Genomic DNA, 16,438 nt, shown 5'->3' with positions numbered 1-16,438 from the left:
GCCTCGGTGCAGGAGGTTTCGGCCGGGGATGGATCACGCAACTGCCAGCAAGGCTTCGGCGCAGCCGGCGGGCTTTCTCCGCCAGCTGGCGCACGACCGGGCCGGCAATACGCTGGCGATGATCGCTGCGGGCCTGTTCCCCCTGCTGGCCATGGTCGGCGGCGGGATCGACATGGGCCGCAGCTACCTGGCGCAGAGCCGGTTGCAGCAGGCCTGCGACGCCGGGGTGCTGGCCGCGCGCAAGAAGCTGGGTTCGCAATTCATCGCCAGCGGAGAAATCCCGGCCGATGTCGATACGGTGGGCAACCGGTTCTTCAACCTAAACTTCCGCGATGGCGCCTATGGCACGCGCGAGCGCAATTTCATCATGACGCTGGAACAGGACTACGCGATCTCGGGCACCGCCTCGGTCGAGGTGCCGACCACGATCATGAACCTGTTCGGCTATGACCAGGTCGACGTGGCCGTGGGCTGCGAAGCGCGGCTGAACTTCAGCAATACCGACATCATGTTCGTGCTGGATACCACCGGATCGATGAACTGGACCAACCCGGGCGACAGCCAGACCCGGATCCAGGCGCTGCGCAGCGTGGTCAGGTCGTTCCATGCCCAGGTCGAAGGCAGCAAGACGCCGGGCACTCGCGTGCGGTACGGCTTCATGCCCTATTCCACCAACGTCAACGTCGGCTTCCTGCTGAAATCGGACTGGGTGGTGGACCGCTGGCAATACAACGGGCGGGTCAACCGGGAGACCGGCCGGACCGAAAGCTACGACATCTTCGACACGACCTATACCTACATCAGCGGCACGCAGAGCCCGGTCGCCAGCTATCCGGCCGCAAGTTGCCCCGCGAGCACGGCGGTATCGACCAACCTGGCCTATTCGGTCGCCCGGGACGGCACCGAAAGCGGCACGACCCGGATCAACGGCACCAGCTATTCCTGCGGGGTCTCCTCCGACGGGCTGACCGTCGATGTGACCGGATCGATCTACAACAATTATACCTATTCCTGGACCCGGCGGAAAACCGGCACCGGATCGCGGGTTGTCTACAACTGGCACTACCGGCCCGTCACTGTCGACGTCAGCTTTCTCAAGGGCGCGACCGGCGACGATCCGCTGAAGCCGGGTTCGATCAACGTGATGATGGAAGGCTATCCGGCCCCCACCGTCCAGCCGCTGACCGCCTGGTTCCGCGGCTGCATCGAGGAACGCGATACCTACGAGATCGACGATTACGACAATGTCGACCTCTCCAAGGCGCTCGACCTCGACATCGACCTGGTGCCCAGTGCCAATGATACCAAGTCGCAGTGGCGGCCGATGCTCAACGAGATTTCCTATGAACCGGAAATCTGGTGGAACGGACGCGGCACCTTCCGCAGCCCGGTGATGACCAGCAACGGCTATCTCCAGGCCCAGTGGGCCGGGCTGTCGGCCTGCCCCGCCCCGGCGCGCAAGCTGGCGGAAATGTCGTCGAGCGAAGTCGATGGCTATGTCCGGTCGCTGTTTGCCCAGGGTTCGACCTATCACGATATCGGGATGATCTGGGGCGGGCGGCTGCTTTCGCCAACCGGGCTGTTCGCGGATGAGAACGCGGACCTGGGCGGACGGCCGACCAGTCGCCACCTGATCTTCCTGACCGACGGGGAAACCGCCCCGCTTGACCTGTCTTACGGTACCTACGGGATCGAACCGCTCGACAAGCGGCGCTGGAACCCGGCCCGGCCGGCTGGCGGCCTGACCCTGGCCAACGTGGTCGAAAACCGCTTTGGCGTGGCCTGCAGCGAGGTGAAGAAGCGCAATATCACCGTCTGGATCATCGGCTTCGGCACGCGGCTGAACCCGGTGATGACCGAGTGCGCCGGACCCGGCAAGTTCTTCGAGGCCGACAATTCCGCCGAACTGAACGACGTTTTCAGCAAGATCGCAGCGCAAATGGGCGATCTGAGGGTGTCGCGATGATCCGCCGCCTGCTGACCGACCTGTGGCGCGACGAACAGGGCGCTGCGCTGACCGAGTTCGCGCTGATCGCCCCGGTGCTGCTCATCACCCTGCTCGGGCTGTTTGACCTGGCCTACAACATGTACACCAACGAGATGCTGCAGGGCGCGATCCAGCAGGCCGCCCGCAATTCGACCATCGAAGGCGCCGCCGGCAGCACCGCGCAGGTCGATGCGATCGTCACCCGCGCGGTCCAGGCCGTGGCCCCTCAGGCCCAGCTGACCTTCAACCGCGCATCCTATACCAACTTCACCGAGATCAGCCGACCCGAAGACTATACCGACGTCAACCGCAACGGCACCTGCGATGGCGGCGAGCCGTTCGAGGATGCCAATGGCAATGGCACCTGGGACCTCGATCCCGGCCAGGGTGGCCTTGGCGGCGCGCGCGATGCGGTGCTTTATACCGTGACCGTGCGCTATCGCCGCCCCTTCCCGGTCGCGGCGCTGATCCCCGGGCAGAGCGAGACCTTCGAACTGCGTTCCGCCACGGTGCTGCGCAACCAGCCCTATGGCACCAGCGAGCAGGCCGCACCGGAAGTGGGGGCCTGCTCATGACCCGGCGCAGCCTGTTTGCCCGCCTGCTGCGCAGCCGTTCGGGCGTGGCGATGACCGAATTCGCGCTGGGCGCGCCGCTGCTGCTGATGGCCGGGCTGTGGGGCACCGAGACGGCCAATTATGCCCTGGTCAACATGAAGGTCGGGCAATTGGCCGTCCACCTGGCCGACAATGCCTCGCGCGTGGGCGACACCTCGACCCTGCGCGAACGCAAGGTCTATGAATCCGATATCAACGACCTGCTTTATGGAGCCCAGCTCCAGGCCGGTTCGCTGAACCTCTTCGCCAATGGCCGGGTGATCATCTCCAGCCTCGAGGTCGATCCCGTCTCGGGCAGCCAGTACATTCACTGGCAGCGGTGCCGGGGCGCAAAGCGGGTCCAGCCGGCCTATGGCGTGGAAGGCAGCCGGGTCGGCGCCGGGATGGGGCCACCGGGCGAAGAGGTCTTCGCCCAGGATGGCGAGGCGGTGATCTTCGTCGAACTGCGCTTCACTTACCAGCCGCTGGTCTCGCACCGGTTCGTGACCAATCCCGAGATTTCCTCGGTCGCCTCGTTCACGGTGCGCGACAATCGCGATCTCTCGCAGTTGTACCAGCGCGATCCGGTGCAGCGCTGCGGCGCCTACCGCGGGCCGATCAACCTGACCAGCGATGGCCGGATCGCCAGCTGATCCCCGATCAGCTGGCGCGCACCTCAGCGATAGCAGACCTTGCGCACGGCGGCGGCGATCCGGGCGGCGTCGATGATCGCGGCCTTTTCCAGGTTCGCGGCATAGGGCAGCGGCACGTCCTCGTCGCAGACGCGCAGGACCGGGGCGTCGAGGTGGTCGAAGCCCTCTTCCATGCAGATCGCCATCACTTCCGAGGCGATCGAGCACTGCGGCCAGCCCTCTTCCGCCACGACCAGGCGGTTGGTCTTGGCGAGCGAGGTCAGCACGGCTTCCTTGTCGAGCGGGCGCAGGGTGCGCAGATCGAGCACTTCGGCCTCGATCCCCTCGGCCGCCAGCAGCTCTGCCGCTTCCAGCGCAAAGCCGACGCCGATCGAATAGGACACGATCGTCACGTCCTTGCCTTCGCGCATGATCCGCGCCTTGCCGATCGGCAGGACGTGATCGTCCAGTTCCGGCAGTTCGAAGCTGCGGCCATAGACCAGCTCGTTTTCGAGGAAGACCACCGGATCCTCGCAACGGATCGCCGCCTTGAGCAGGCCCTTGGCATCAGCCGCGTCATAAGGCGCGATCACGACCAGGCCGGGGACGCTGGCATACCACGGGCCATAGTTCTGGCTGTGCTGCGCGCCAACGCGGCTGGCCGCGCCATTGGGGCCGCGGAACACCACCGGACAGCGCATCTGCCCGCCCGACATGTAATTCGTCTTGGCGGCCGAGTTGATGATGTGATCGATCGCCTGCATGGCGAAGTTGAAGGTCATGAACTCGACCACCGGGCGCAGGCCGCCCATCGCCGCGCCCGTGCCGATCCCGGCAAAGCCGTATTCGGTGATCGGGGTGTCGATCACGCGGGTCGGGCCGAATTCCTCCAGCAGGCCCTGGGTCACCTTGTAGGCGCCCTGGTATTCGGCCACTTCCTCGCCCATCACGAAGACACGGCTGTCGCGGCGCATTTCCTCGGCCATGGCATCGCGCAGGGCCTCGCGCACGGTCGACATCTTCATGTTGGTTCCGGCCGGAACCGCCGGATCGGCCTTGCGCGGCGCGGGTGCCGGGCGTTCGGCCGGGGCGGCGGCAACGGGAGCGGACGCTGCGGCGGCGACAGATGCCGGAGCCGGAGCGGGAGCCGCTTCGCCTTCATCGCCGATCACGGCGATCACGGTGCCAACCTTCACGCCTTCAGTGCCTTCGGCCACCAGCAGCTTGCCGATCACGCCTTCGTCGACCGCCTCGAATTCCATCGTCGCCTTGTCGGTCTCGATCTCGGCCAGGATGTCACCGCTTTTCACGGTGTCGCCTTCCTTGACCAGCCACTTGGCCAGGGTCCCCTCTTCCATCGTCGGGGACAGGGCGGGCATCTTCAGTTCAATGCTCATCAGTAGCTCTCCACCAGCACGTCGGTGTAGAGTTCGGTCATTTCGGGCTCCGGTGAATTTTCTGCAAAATCAGCGGATTCGGCCACGATGCTGCGAATTCGCTTGTCGATTTCCTTGATCCGGTCCTCGGCCACGCCGCGCGCCAGCAGTTCGGCCTTGGCGCCCTCGATCGGATCATGCTTGTCGCGCATTTCCTGCACTTCCTCGCGGCTGCGGTACTTAGCCGGGTCGGACATGGAGTGGCCGCGATAGCGATAGGTGTTGAGCTCCATCAGCACCGGACCATTACCGGCGCGGACATAGTCGAGCGCGATATTGGCGGCGGCGCGCACTTCCAGCACGTCCATCCCGTTCACGTCCATGCCGGGGATGCGGAAGGCCGTGCCACGGCGATAGAACTCGGTTTCGGCCGAACCGCGCTTCACCGCCGTACCCATGGCATAGCCATTGTTCTCAACCACGAAGACGATCGGCAGCTTCCACAGCGAGGCCATGTTGAAGGCTTCGTAAACCTGGCCCTGGTTGGCCGCGCCATCGCCGAAATAGGCCATGCAGACGCCGCCATCGCCGCGATACTTGTGGGCGAAGGCCAGCCCCGCCCCCAGCGGCACCTGCGCGCCGACGATGCCGTGCCCGCCATAGAACTTGTGGTCGGTCGAGAACATGTGCATCGACCCGCCCTTACCGCGCGAAATGCCCGCCGCACGACCGGTCAGCTCGGCCATGATCACCTTGGGATCGATGCCATAGGCCAGCATGTGGCCATGGTCGCGATAGCCGGTGATCACGCTGTCCTTGCCCGCTTCCAGCGCCGACTGCAGGCCCACCGCCACGGCTTCCTGGCCGATATAGAGGTGGCAGAAGCCGCCGATCAGGCCCAACCCGTAAAGCTGCCCGGCCTTTTCCTCGAACCGGCGGATCAGCAACATCTGTTCGTAGAAGTGCAGCAGTTCCTCGTCGCTGGCGGCATAGCGCTTGTTGGCGGCGTGGGCTTCCTGCAGGCTGCGCAGGGCGAATGTTTCTTCGGTTGCCGCGGCGGCCTTTGCAGCTGCGGCGGCGGTTGGTTTCTTGGCCAAGTCTGGTCCCCTGGGGTGGAATCCTCTGATCCGCCTATAGGGCGGGCGCGCCGTAAGGGAAACCGGTGCATTCGTATTTTTGAGAGGGCCCGCTATCCGGACAGCGCAAGCGGGGGCCCATCGGCCTTACCGGTCAGTTGAGTAGGATCACCATCTCGTCCGGGTGGACGACATTCAGATCCTTGCGCAGCAGTTCGCCAGCCATGTCAGGATCGACATTGCGCGGATTGAGCAGGGCGACGCGGTTCTTCAACTCGTCCCGCTCAGCCTGCAGCCTGGCGAGCTGCTCCTGCTTCTCGTCGAGGGTGCGGTTGTAATCGCTCCAGGCGAGGATCCCGCTCGGCCCGGCCAGGGCGATACCCAGGAGGAAGAGAAGCGCAAACCATGGCGACGCCTGCCGCACATTCTGATTCGCGATCTTTGGTTCGTTCCTACCACCCATGAGCACTAGGAATCACAATCGATTCAGTGATTCAAGCGATAATTGTAAGAAAACTGACCGAATTGCCGTTCGCGAGGAAAAGCAGGACAATTTCAGCTGGTTGGGGGGGATGGTGCGCCCGACGGGATTCGAACCCATGGCCCCCAGATTAGGAATCTGATGCTCTATCCTGCTGAGCTACGGGCGCCCACCGAACGCTCTAGGTGCGAGTTGACTTGGGGGCAAGCGTCGGTGTGCGACGGGATTGTCCTCCGCTGCGCTCCGGACGTCTCCGCCGCTACGCGGCTCCGACTCCGAACCCATGGCCCCCAGATTAGGGAAGCGAAGCTGACCGCAGGTCAATCTGATGCTCTATCCTGCTGAGCTACGGGCGCCCGCGCTTCCCTTAGGCGCGGCGAAAGCGGCTAGCGATCAGTTCGCCTGTTCGGGCGGGACCACCGGGAATGGCAGCGGCATGACCGGAACGCCCTCCTCCAGCAGTTCGCGCGCTTCCTGCAGGCTGGCCTGGCCGTGGATGACCTCGGCCTCGCGCTCGCCATAGAACATGGCCCGCGATTGCTCGGCAAAGTCTTCCCCAACCCAACGCGATTGCTGCAATGCCTCGGCCTGGGCCTTGGCCAGGGCCTGGAGCATTTCGACCGCTTCGGGCGGCAACTTGCCTCCGGCCACGGCTGTGGGCTGCGCGGCCGCGGGCAGCTGGTTGCCCTTCTTCGGCACGGCCGGGGCCATCGGGGCCTTGATCACTTCCACCGAACCGCAGGCTGGGCAGGTCACCAGCCCGCGCTCCTGCTGGCGCGCGAAATCGTCGGACGAGGAAAACCACCCCTCGAACCGGAACCCGCCGGTCTGGTTGGCGGCACTCGCACAGGCCGCGTTCTGGCAGCAGAGATCGTAGACGATCATGGCTGCCTCTATGTGTGGATTGCGCGCCGATTGGCAAGACTGGGCAATTGCGCGCGCACTTCCGTCAGCCGCGCGGGATCGAGTTCGGCAAAAGCCAGTTCGGCCGCCTCACCACCCATGTCGAGCAGGACATCGCCCCAGGGGTCGATCACCAGGCTGTGACCATAGGTTTCGCGCCCGTCCGCATGCTTGCCCACCTGCGCCGCGGCGATGACAAAGGCGCTGGCCTCGATCGCGCGGGCGCGTTGCAACACGTGCCAGTGGGCCGCACCGGTCGGGCGGGTAAAGGCGGCGGGAATGGCGATGGCATCGCAGCGGGCCTGGCCCAGCGCCTCGAACAGCGCGGGGAACCGCAGATCATAGCAGACGGTCAGCCCCAGCCGGCCAAGCGGAGTGTGGTCCACCGTCACCACCCGGTCGCCGGCGGCATAGGCATTCGATTCCCGCCAGGATTCGCCGGTCGCCAGATCGACATCGAACATGTGGATCTTGTCGTAACGCGCGGCAATCTCTCCGTTGGGATCGATCACCAGGCTGCGATTGGCCCAGCGGCCATCCTCGCGCGCCACGGCCAGGCTGCCCAGCGCCACCCAGATGCCCGCCCCCGCCGCCGCCTCGCGCACGGCGGCCAGCACCGGGCTGGCTTCCTCGCTGACGATGTGCGGTGTGGCCCGCGCCCGGTCACGGTCGATCAGGCCGGACATCTCGGGCGTGAAAACCATCTGCGCCCCGCCACTGGCCGCGCCGCCGATCGCCCCGACCAGCAGCTGCGCATTCGCCGCCGGGTCGATCCCGGCGGTCATCTGCAAGACGGCGATCCGGGTCATGCGGGCCTTCTACAGGCCCAGCAGTGGGTCGAGCTTGCCGGCCGCATCCAGCGCGAAGATATCGTCGCAGCCGCCCAGCGCCTGATCGCCCACCAGCACCTGCGGTACGGTGGAGGCGCCCGGCACGCGGCGCAGCATTTCGTCCCGGTCCTTGCCCCCGAAGGTGATGTCGATTTCGGTATAGCTGACGCCCTTGGCATCCAGCAGTGCCTTGGCGCGCACGCAGAACGGGCAACCCCACTTGGTATAGATTTCGACCTTGGGCCCAGGGGCTCCCTCGACAGACATGCAGGCTCCTCTTGAAACGCGGGACGGGTAACATACATCGGGTGCGGTGTCATGGCCCGCAAGGGGATGATGCCGCAACGCGGGGTGCCACACCGGGCCCCGGACCTGACAAGATTGCTCAATGGAGGATTTTGCGATGAACCGTTTCGATTTCACCCCCTATCGCCGCACCATGGTTGGGTTTGACCGGCTGTTCGACCTGCTGGAGAACCACAACCGCCTGAACAGCGGAGACAACTACCCCCCCTTCAACATCGAGCGCCGCGGCGAGGAAAGCTATCGCATCACCCTGGCGGTCGCGGGCTTCAAGCCGGCCGATATCGACATCACGGCCCAGCAGAACCTGCTGGTGGTCCAGGGCAAGAAGGCTGACGAGGCTCCCGCAGGCCAGTATCTGCATGTCGGCATCGCCCAGCGCGGGTTCGAGCGCCGCTTCGAACTGGCCGACTATGTCCGCGTCGATGCCGCCAACCTCGAGGACGGGCTGCTGACCATCGACCTGGTGCGCGAAGTGCCCGAGGCCATGAAGCCGAAGAAGATCCCGGTGGGCACGCAAAAGGTGCTGACCGTGGTCAGCGACACCGACCAGGCCGGTAGCGCCGCCGCCTGAACCTGAAACCCGGAACCTGAAACGAAGTGGGGGTGGCGCCTGGCGGTGCCACCCCCGCGATGCCTGCGCATCGCCCCGTCGCGGCTTGATCGTCCGGGTCGCAATTAGACGATCAGACCTGCGCCAAGCCCTGAAACTCGCAGCTTGAATGGGCTGGCGAAGACCCGTTCGCTAGGGCGATTTCCACTCTTTTCGCAAGACCAATCGGCCAGAAACCGCGCGTTCAAGCAAACGATACGGTTACACGAGTCGCGCCTGCTGCACCGCCGCCGCGATGAAGCCAGCGAACAGCGGATGCGGTTCGAACGGACGGCTCTTGAGTTCCGGATGGAACTGCACCCCGATGAACCACGGATGGTCCGGGCGCTCGACGATTTCGGGCAGCAGCCCATCGGGCGACATGCCGGAAAAGACCAGGCCGCCGGCTTCCAGTCGCTCACGATAGGCCGAGTTGACCTCGTAGCGGTGGCGGTGACGCTCGGAGATGCTGGTCGCGCCGCCATAAATGGCGGAAACGTGGCTGTTGGCACCCAGCTTCGCCTCATAGGCGCCGAGCCGCATGGTGCCGCCCATGTCCGTATCCGCCCCGCGGGTCTGCAGGCCTTCGGGGCTCATCCATTCGGTGATGATCCCGACCACCGGCTCGCTGACTTCGCCGAATTCGGTCGAACCGGCCCCGACGATCCCGGCCGTGTTCCGTGCTCCCTCGATGCAGGCCATCTGCATGCCAAGGCAGATCCCGAAGAACGGCACCTTGCGTTCGCGGGCAAAGCGCACCGCGGCAATCTTGCCCTCGCTGCCGCGCACGCCAAAGCCGCCGGGCACCAGGATCGCGTGCATCGGTTCCAGCCGGGTGACGATCTCGTCATCGCCGGCTTCGAACAGTTCGGCGTCGATCCACTTGATGTTGACCTTGACCCGGTTGGCCATGCCACCGTGGACCAGCGCCTCGTTGAGGCTCTTGTAGGCATCGGGCAGGCCGACATACTTGCCCACCACGCCGATGGTCACTTCGCCTTCGGGGTGCTGGTAGCGGTCGACGATGTCTTCCCACCGCGACAGGTCGGGCGCCGGGCTGGTCAGGCCGAAATGGTGCAGCACTTCGGCGTCCAGCCCTTCGGCATGGTACTGCAGCGGCACGGCGTAGATGCTGCGGGCATCGAGCGCCTGGATCACCGCTTCCTTGCGGACGTTGCAGAACAGCGCGATCTTGGCGCGCTCGTTTTCGGGCAGCGGGTGTTCGCAGCGGCACAGCAGCACGTCGGGCTGCACGCCCAGGCTGGTCAGTTCGCGCACCGAGTGCTGGGTCGGCTTGGTCTTGAGCTCGCCCGCCGCCGAGACATAGGGCACCAGCGTTACGTGGACCGAGCAGAACCGCTCGCGCCCCAGCTCGTTGCGCAGCTGGCGAATCGCCTCGATGAAGGGCAGCCCCTCGATATCGCCGACGGTCCCGCCGATTTCGCACAGCACGAAATCGAGATCCTCGGTATCGGCCAGGGCGAAGCGCTTGATCTCGTCGGTGACGTGGGGAACCACCTGCACGGTCGCCCCCAGGTAATCGCCGCGGCGCTCCTTGGTGATGATGTCGCGATAGATCCGGCCCGAGGTGATATTGTCGGCCTGGCGCGCGGAAACGCCGGTGAAGCGTTCGTAGTGCCCCAGATCGAGGTCGGTCTCGGCCCCGTCGTCGGTCACGAAGACCTCGCCGTGCTGATAGGGGCTCATCGTCCCCGGATCGACGTTCAGATAGGGATCGAACTTGCGGATGCGGACCTTGAATCCGCGCGCCTGCAGCAGCGCTGCGAGGCTTGCCGCCATGAGACCTTTGCCGAGCGAGGAGACCACGCCGCCGGTAATGAAAATGAACCGCGCCATGGGAGCCGCGCCTTAAGCCGTAACAGGGGCTGCGGGCAAGCGCTGCCTGCCGCAATCCACAATTGAGAGAGATTGAGCGGTCGCCGCGCGGCTCCGCCCGCTGCAGCTTACTGCTTGGCGGGCGGGACTGCGAGCGGATCGGCCGCCGGGGCAGCCGCCGGAGCGGCGGGCACGGCCAGCGGATCGCTGCTGACCGGCGGTCCGGCCGGAGCAACGGTGCGATCGAGCGAGGTATCAAGCCCCCCGCCCGACGTGGAGCCAGCCGCCATCGCGGCCAGAATGATCGATAGCACCACGAATACCGTGGCGAGGATCGCCGTGGTCCGGGTCAGGAAATCCGCCGCCCCGCGCGCCGACATCAGGCCCGACGGGTTGCCCCCTACCCCCAGGCCGCCGCCTTCCGACTTCTGCATCAGAATCACGACAACCAGCAGCGCGGCGACAATCGCCTGCACAACGGTAAGGAAAATGAACAAGGACATGGCGGCTTTCCGCTGGAAGAAACTGGAGAAAGGCGCATCTAGGCGCCTAAGGCCCGCTGCGCAAGGTGCAGGGGTTGCCTACTCGCTGGGCGGACCGGCCGCGGCCAGCACGATCGGCAGGAAATTCTCCGCCGTCAGGCTGGCCCCGCCAACCAGGGCGCCGCCGACTTCGTCCGCCGCCATCAGTTCGGCCGCGTTGCCGGGATTGACCGACCCGCCATAGAGGATCGCGATACCGGCCCCGTCCTCGCCATAGATCGCCAGCAGCCGGGCCCGGATCGCGCGGTGCATCGCGCCGACATCGGCCACCGACGGCACGCGCCCGGTGCCGATCGCCCAGACCGGTTCGTAAGCCACGGTGACCCGCGCGGGCACGCCCTCGCCGGTTGGCAGCGAGCCATCGAGCTGGGCGCAGACGACAGCTTCGGCTTGCCCGGCATCGCGCTCGGCCTCGGTCTCGCCCACGCAGACGATCACTTCCAGGCCGGCAGCCAGCGCCGCTTCGGCCTTGGCCCGGACCAGCGCATCGCTCTCGCCGTGATTGGCCCGGCGCTCGCTGTGGCCGAGGATGGTGAACACCGCCCCGGCATCGGCCAGCATCGGCGCGCCGATATCGCCGGTATGGGCGCCACTGGCCGCCACGTGGCAATCCTGCCCACCAATCGCCATGGTTTCGGCCTGTTCGGCCATGGCGGCAATCAGCGTGAACGGCGGGGCAATGGCCACGCGCACGCCGGGATGCCGGGCCGCGCCGCGATCAATCGCCCGCGCCTCGGCCAGGTTGGCGCGCAGGCCGTTCATCTTCCAGTTGCCGACGACAAAGGGCCGGTTGGTCATGGTGTGGGGATCCTGCCTGACTGATTCTGACTGCACGGGTCGCGCCCGCTGTTGCCTTTGCGCCTAGGCCAGCGGCGGGCCGATTGTCAAAGCGGGCTGTGGATCAGGCTGTGCGAATTTCGCCTTGCCACCCCCCGGTATCTGCCATGCGCCATTGCCCGCACGGCATTTGCTGCCTAAAGCCCGCAGCGGTACGTCCGACGGGGGCGCTGACAATCAAATCTGGCGAGTTGGCATGCTGCAGTTTTTCCGCAAGTCCTTCGGATCAAAGCTTGGTCTCGGGCTGGCCATGGCGTTTCTCGGCCTGATCGCGCTGGCCTTTGCGGCGGGCGACATTTCGAACGTCGGCAACTTCGGCGGCGTGGCCGGGGGCGACCGGGCAGCTACCGTCGGCAAGGCACGGGTCGATACGGTCGATCTTGAACGGGCCGTCAGCAGCGCAGTGGAGAACCTGCGGCGCGAACAGCCGACCATCACCATGCGGGAGTTCATCGCCCAGGGCGGGTTCGACCAGGTGGTGCGCAACGTGATCGACCTCGCCGCGATCACCGAATTCGGCCGCAAGCACGGGGTACTGGTGGGCGATCGGCTGATCGACAGCGAAATCGCCAAGCTGCCCGATGTGCAGGGGCCCGATGGCAAGGTCAGCGACCAGCTTTACCAGGCCTTCCTCAGCCAGCGTCAGCTGACCGATGCCCAGCTGCGGCGCGAATTGCGCCAGTCGCTGCTGGCCCGGCAGCTGCTGATCAATGCCGACCTGGGCATTGCCGTGCCGAATGACCTGGCCATGCGCTATGCCGCCGTGGTGACCGAACGTCGCACCGGCGCGATCGGGCTGCTGCCCGCCGCGCTGTTCGCCCCCAAGACCGTGCCGAGCGAGAGCGAGCTGGCCACCTGGTACGCCGCCAACCAGGGCGATTACCTGCGCCCTGAACGGCGCGTGATCCGTTACGCCACCTTCACCGATGCCGTGCTGAAGACCGTGCCCGCCCCGACCGAGGCCGAAATCGCCGCGCGTTACAACGCCAACAGGGCAAAGTACGAAGCCAGCGAAAGCCGCCGGATCAGCCAGCTGATCCTGCCGACCGAAGCTGCCGCCAAGGCGGCGCTGACCGAAGCGGCCGGCAAGTCGCTTGATGCCGTGGCCGCGACCAAGGGCCTCAGCGTGGCCAAGCTGGCACCGCTGACCCAGCGCGCGCTGGCCAGCCAGTCCTCGCAGGCGGTGGCCGATGCCGCCTTTGCCGCGCCGCAGGGCAAGGTGCTTGGCCCGATCCGCGCCCCGCTGGGCTGGGTCCTGGTGCGGGTCGACGCGATCGAGGGCAAGGCCGGCAAGACGCTGGACCAGGCTCGCGCCGAACTGGTGGCCGAACTGGCCGTTGAAAAGCGCCGCGCCGCGCTGACCGATTTCTCCGCCGGGATCGAAGACGAATTCGACAATGGCTCGACCCTGGGCGACGTGGCCAAGGAACTGGGCTTGACCCTGACCGAAACCGCACCGCTGCTGGCCGATGGCCGGGTATTCGGCCAGGAAGGCGCCACCGCCCCGGCTGACCTTGCCCGGGTCATCTCCACCGCCTTTGCGATGGAAGGCGAAGGCCAGCCGCAATTGGCCGAAATCGAGCCGGGCAAACGCTTCGTGGTGTTCGACGTGGCCCAGATCGCCCCTGCCGCGCCGCCGCCGCTGGCGGAAGTGCGCGCCCAGGCCCTCGCGGAATACCAGCTGGCCAAGGGCAACATTGCCGCCAAGGCCGCCGCGCAGAAGGTTGAAGCCATGGTGCGCAAGGGCACGGACCTGGGCACGGCCCTGGACTCGCTTGGCCTGCCGCTGCCCCCGGTCGACCGGATCGACATGCCGCGCGAGCAGATCCAGGCCATGGGCCAGCAGACCCCGCCGCCGCTCGCCATGTTGTTCGCGATCGCCAAGGGCCAGGTCAAGCTGATGGGTGCGCCGCGCAATCGCGGCTGGTACGTGGTCAAGGTCAACGAGGTGATCCCCGGCAAGGTCGAAGCCAACGATGCCCGCCTGCCCGATTTCCGCCGGACCATCGCCCAGGTCACCGCCCAGGAATACTCCCAGGCGCTGCGAGCGGCGATGCGGAACGACGTTGGCGTGAAGCGCAACGAGCCCGCGATCGACGGCAGCAAGTCGCGCCTGCGCGGCAACTGAAGCAGCGGCGATGGCGGGCTTGCTCAATCGCGCGGCAGCGCTGGCGGCCCTGGCCGATGGGCAGCCCGCGCTGGTCTGGCAGCGGCTGATCGCCGACACCGAAACCCCGGTCGGCGCGGCGCTGAAGCTGACCGTACCGGGGCGCGGCGATTTCCTGCTCGAATCGGTTCAGGGCGGCGAAGTGCGCGGGCGCTACAGCCTGCTGGGCCTCGATCCCGACCTGGTGTTCCGCGCCAGCGGCAACAGCGCGGAAATCAACCGCAACTGGCAGACCGATCCCGCCGCCTTCGCGCCGCTGACCGGCGGCAGCCTCGATGAACTGCGCGCGCTGGTGAACGCCTGCCGGATCGACGTGCCGGCCGAGCTGCCCCCGGCGCTGGCCTGCCTGGTCGGCTATTTCGGCTATGAAACCTTTGGCCTGATCGAAACCTTGCCGCGCCCGGCGCCCAACGCGCTGGACCTGCCCGACATGCTGTTCGTACGGCCCACGGTGCTGCTGGTGTTCGATCGCCTGTCCGACGAACTGTTCACCGTGGCCCCGGTCTGGCCCGGCAGCGAGGCGCCCGAACGCGCGGTCGAGCGGGCGAGCGAACGGATCGAGGCCGCTCTTGCGCGCCTTGCCGGGGCACCCCCGGCCGCGACCCGCGCGGCGGACCTGCCGGTTCCCGCGCTTCAGCCTGTGCTGGCGCCGGGCCAGTACGAGCAGATGGTGCTGAAGGCGCAAGACTACATCGCCGCCGGGGACATTTTCCAGGTGGTGCTGGCCCAGCGCTTCACCACGCCCTTCACCCTGCCGCCGCTGGACCTTTACCGCGCGCTGCGCCGGGTCAACCCCTCGCCCTTCCTCTATTTCCTTGACCTGCCCGGCTTTGCCCTGACCGGCTCCAGCCCGGAAATCCTGGTCCGGGTGCGAGATGGCGAAGTGACCATCCGCCCGATCGCCGGGACTCGCCCGCGCGGCAAGACGGCCGAGGAAGACCGCGAGAACGAGCTGAGCCTGCTGGCCGATCCCAAGGAGCGCGCCGAGCACCTGATGCTGCTCGACCTCGGCCGCAACGATGTCGGCCGCGTGGCCGAAGCGGGCACGGTGCAGGTCACCGAAAGCTATACGATCGAACGCTACAGCCACGTGATGCACATCGTCTCCAACGTGGTCGGGCGGCTGGACAGCACGAAGCACGATGCGATCGATGCCATGTTCGCAGGGTTCCCGGCTGGCACCGTCAGCGGCGCGCCCAAGGTGCGGGCCTGCGAGATCATTGCCGAGTTGGAGCCCGAAACGCGCGGCGCCTATGCGGGCGGCGTCGGCTATTTCGCGCCCGACGGCAGCCTCGATTCCTGCATCGTGCTGCGCACCGGAGTAGTCAAGGACGGCATGCTCCACGTCCAGGCCGGGGCGGGGATCGTGGCGGACAGCACCCCCGAATACGAACAGCGCGAATGCGAGGCCAAGGCCGGCGCCCTGATCGCTGCGGCACGCGAGGCGGTGCGCGTGGCGGGCGAAGCGGAGTTCGGTCAGTGAGCTTGAATTTTCATTGGTAGAGTGTATCTTACCGAAATGGCTTCTCGCGCAATCAAACCATCTCGCAAAGCGAAGCGCCTTGGCCGTAGCCGCACGACAGGACTTTTCGTTCTGAAACCAGTGGCCAGCCGTAAGACACCTGCGCTGCGTCCTGACAATTCAAATAGCTCTGAACAAGAGCGCCGTTGAGTCTCGTATCTTCTCCGGATGACGTTTTCATAAACTGCCCGTTCGACGCGGAGTATGATCCGCTGTTCAAGGCAATTGTGTTTACGGTCTTTGCGTGCGGTTTCCGTCCCAGGTCAGCAAAAGAACTGGATGACGCAGGCGACACTCGCTTCGACAAGATCATGCGCATTATTGGCGAATGCAGGTATGGGATCCACGACATCTCGAGAACCGAGCTAGATCCGGTGTTCGGACTTCCTCGTTTCAATATGCCATTCGAATTAGGCCTGTTTCTTGCAGCCAAGCAGTTTGGCGGTGATGACCACTCCAAAAAGCGGGTTCTTGTGTTCGATACGGAACCCTATCGGTATCAGCGGTTTCTCTCGGATTTGAACGGCATGGATATAACCCCGCATGGCGGTGACCAGATTCTGCTGGCTCGAGGGGTTAGAAACTGGCTTGCCAATGCTTCTCGGCGCAGGCTGATTACCGACTTAGCTATCGCGGAACTCTTGAACCGATTTCGAGCTGAGCTACCCCAACTGGCCGCAGAAAAAGGCTACGACGCCAACGACATTCCGTATGTCGACTATGAGTACCTGGTAACTGATTGGCTGCTGGCTTGAGGTGTC

16 protein-coding genes and 1 tRNA gene are annotated in these 16,438 nt (G+C 65.7%); 7 read left to right on the top strand and 10 right to left on the bottom strand.

The annotated features are described in order from the left end of the window. The first annotated feature begins 28 nt into the window (after positions 1-28). From O9281_RS04810 to O9281_RS04800, 3 genes are read left to right on the top strand one after another with little or no spacing between them, the layout of a single operon-like run. Positions 29-1,966: a TadE/TadG family type IV pilus assembly protein gene (locus O9281_RS04810; RefSeq protein ID WP_298183431.1), complete on the top strand. Its 1,938-nt coding sequence runs from the start codon at positions 29-31 to the stop codon at positions 1,964-1,966. Beyond that, the gene (locus O9281_RS04805; RefSeq protein WP_298183430.1) at positions 1,963-2,562 is read left to right on the top strand and encodes a TadE/TadG family type IV pilus assembly protein; all 600 of its coding nucleotides are present in this window, start codon (positions 1,963-1,965) and stop codon (positions 2,560-2,562) included. The genes O9281_RS04810 and O9281_RS04805 overlap by 4 nt, the downstream gene beginning before the upstream one ends. Next, entirely contained in the window at positions 2,559-3,233 is a 675-nt protein-coding gene (locus O9281_RS04800; protein ID WP_298183427.1) for a pilus assembly protein, read from the top strand. Before O9281_RS04805 ends, O9281_RS04800 begins: the two co-directional genes overlap by 4 nt. A 23-nt stretch (positions 3,234-3,256) precedes the next feature. Here the strand turns inward: O9281_RS04800 and O9281_RS04795 are convergent, their stop codons facing one another. The 7 genes from O9281_RS04795 to grxC all read right to left on the bottom strand — a co-directional run bounded on the left by O9281_RS04795 (position 3,257) and on the right by grxC (position 8,145). Next, positions 3,257-4,609 carry a pyruvate dehydrogenase complex E1 component subunit beta gene (locus tag O9281_RS04795; RefSeq protein ID WP_298183425.1) on the bottom strand — a complete coding sequence of 451 codons (1,353 nt, stop codon included), beginning with the start codon at positions 4,607-4,609 and terminating at the stop codon, positions 3,257-3,259. Next, positions 4,609-5,685, bottom strand: coding sequence for a pyruvate dehydrogenase (acetyl-transferring) E1 component subunit alpha (pdhA, locus tag O9281_RS04790; RefSeq protein WP_298183424.1), 1,077 nt, complete (start codon positions 5,683-5,685; stop codon positions 4,609-4,611). Before pdhA ends, O9281_RS04795 begins: the two co-directional genes overlap by 1 nt. Before the next feature lie 133 nt (positions 5,686-5,818). Next, positions 5,819-6,088, bottom strand: coding sequence for a septum formation initiator family protein (locus O9281_RS04785; RefSeq protein ID WP_298183421.1), 270 nt, complete (start codon positions 6,086-6,088; stop codon positions 5,819-5,821). Between the two features lie 149 nt (positions 6,089-6,237). Then, a tRNA-Arg gene (locus O9281_RS04780) sits at positions 6,238-6,314 on the bottom strand. A gap of 224 nt (positions 6,315-6,538) precedes the next feature. Continuing rightward, positions 6,539-7,030 (bottom strand): DUF1178 family protein, encoded by a 492-nt coding sequence (locus O9281_RS04775; protein ID WP_298183420.1) that lies wholly within the window; start codon positions 7,028-7,030, stop codon positions 6,539-6,541. Positions 7,031-7,038: 8 nt separating this feature from the next. After that, complete coding sequence (locus O9281_RS04770; RefSeq protein ID WP_298183418.1) at positions 7,039-7,857, bottom strand: carbon-nitrogen hydrolase family protein; 819 nt, start codon at positions 7,855-7,857, stop codon at positions 7,039-7,041. A 9-nt stretch (positions 7,858-7,866) separates the two neighbouring features. Further along, positions 7,867-8,145 carry a glutaredoxin 3 gene (grxC, locus tag O9281_RS04765; RefSeq protein WP_298183417.1) on the bottom strand — a complete coding sequence of 93 codons (279 nt, stop codon included), beginning with the start codon at positions 8,143-8,145 and terminating at the stop codon, positions 7,867-7,869. 136 nt (positions 8,146-8,281) lie between these two features. Here grxC and O9281_RS04760 point away from each other — a divergent pair, with 136 nt between their 5' ends. Further along, a complete protein-coding gene (locus tag O9281_RS04760; RefSeq protein WP_298183416.1) occupies positions 8,282-8,755 on the top strand; it encodes an Hsp20 family protein in 474 nt (157 codons plus the stop codon). A gap of 240 nt (positions 8,756-8,995) precedes the next feature. Here O9281_RS04760 and O9281_RS04755 read toward each other — a convergent pair whose 3' ends face one another. From O9281_RS04755 to tpiA, 3 genes are all read right to left on the bottom strand, one after another. Further along, positions 8,996-10,630: a CTP synthase gene (locus O9281_RS04755; RefSeq protein WP_298183415.1), complete on the bottom strand. Its 1,635-nt coding sequence runs from the start codon at positions 10,628-10,630 to the stop codon at positions 8,996-8,998. A gap of 107 nt (positions 10,631-10,737) precedes the next feature. Next, positions 10,738-11,106 carry a preprotein translocase subunit SecG gene (secG, locus tag O9281_RS04750; protein ID WP_298183919.1) on the bottom strand — a complete coding sequence of 123 codons (369 nt, stop codon included), beginning with the start codon at positions 11,104-11,106 and terminating at the stop codon, positions 10,738-10,740. A gap of 84 nt (positions 11,107-11,190) precedes the next feature. Next, positions 11,191-11,949: a triose-phosphate isomerase gene (gene tpiA, locus O9281_RS04745; protein ID WP_298183414.1), complete on the bottom strand. Its 759-nt coding sequence runs from the start codon at positions 11,947-11,949 to the stop codon at positions 11,191-11,193. A gap of 235 nt (positions 11,950-12,184) precedes the next feature. On the opposite strand from tpiA, the gene O9281_RS04740 reads away from it, so the two are divergent. The 3 genes from O9281_RS04740 to O9281_RS04730 all read left to right on the top strand — a co-directional run bounded on the left by O9281_RS04740 (position 12,185) and on the right by O9281_RS04730 (position 16,432). Continuing rightward, entirely contained in the window at positions 12,185-14,116 is a 1,932-nt protein-coding gene (locus tag O9281_RS04740; RefSeq protein WP_298183412.1) for a peptidylprolyl isomerase, read from the top strand. Positions 14,117-14,126: 10 nt separating this feature from the next. After that, entirely contained in the window at positions 14,127-15,638 is a 1,512-nt protein-coding gene (locus tag O9281_RS04735; protein WP_298183410.1) for an anthranilate synthase component I family protein, read from the top strand. 185 nt (positions 15,639-15,823) lie between these two features. Then, entirely contained in the window at positions 15,824-16,432 is a 609-nt protein-coding gene (locus O9281_RS04730) for a hypothetical protein (protein ID WP_298183408.1), read from the top strand. Positions 16,433-16,438 lie beyond the last annotated feature (6 nt).

This window comes from Novosphingobium sp., assembly GCF_027531025.1.
In the GTDB taxonomy this organism is placed as follows: Bacteria; Pseudomonadota; Alphaproteobacteria; order Sphingomonadales; family Sphingomonadaceae; genus Novosphingobium.
Note: the sequence above shows the minus strand (reverse complement) of the source record. Positions and strands in the feature narration are given on the sequence as shown.

Excerpts from the sequence above, each read along its gene's own strand:
- O9281_RS04810 (WP_298183431.1), top strand. The coding sequence starts at position 29 with ATGGATCACGCAACTGCCAGCAAGGCTTCGGCGCAGCCGGCGGGCTTT.
- O9281_RS04805 (WP_298183430.1), top strand. The coding sequence starts at position 1,963 with ATGATCCGCCGCCTGCTGACCGACCTGTGGCGCGACGAACAGGGCGCT.
- O9281_RS04800 (WP_298183427.1), top strand. The coding sequence starts at position 2,559 with ATGACCCGGCGCAGCCTGTTTGCCCGCCTGCTGCGCAGCCGTTCGGGC.
- O9281_RS04795 (WP_298183425.1), bottom strand. The coding sequence starts at position 4,609 with ATGAGCATTGAACTGAAGATGCCCGCCCTGTCCCCGACGATGGAAGAG.
- O9281_RS04775 (WP_298183420.1), bottom strand. The coding sequence starts at position 7,030 with ATGATCGTCTACGATCTCTGCTGCCAGAACGCGGCCTGTGCGAGTGCC.
- O9281_RS04770 (WP_298183418.1), bottom strand. The coding sequence starts at position 7,857 with ATGACCCGGATCGCCGTCTTGCAGATGACCGCCGGGATCGACCCGGCG.
- grxC (WP_298183417.1), bottom strand. The coding sequence starts at position 8,145 with ATGTCTGTCGAGGGAGCCCCTGGGCCCAAGGTCGAAATCTATACCAAG.
- O9281_RS04760 (WP_298183416.1), top strand. The coding sequence starts at position 8,282 with ATGAACCGTTTCGATTTCACCCCCTATCGCCGCACCATGGTTGGGTTT.
- O9281_RS04755 (WP_298183415.1), bottom strand. The coding sequence starts at position 10,630 with ATGGCGCGGTTCATTTTCATTACCGGCGGCGTGGTCTCCTCGCTCGGC.
- tpiA (WP_298183414.1), bottom strand. The coding sequence starts at position 11,949 with ATGACCAACCGGCCCTTTGTCGTCGGCAACTGGAAGATGAACGGCCTG.
- O9281_RS04740 (WP_298183412.1), top strand. The coding sequence starts at position 12,185 with ATGCTGCAGTTTTTCCGCAAGTCCTTCGGATCAAAGCTTGGTCTCGGG.
- O9281_RS04735 (WP_298183410.1), top strand. The coding sequence starts at position 14,127 with ATGGCGGGCTTGCTCAATCGCGCGGCAGCGCTGGCGGCCCTGGCCGAT.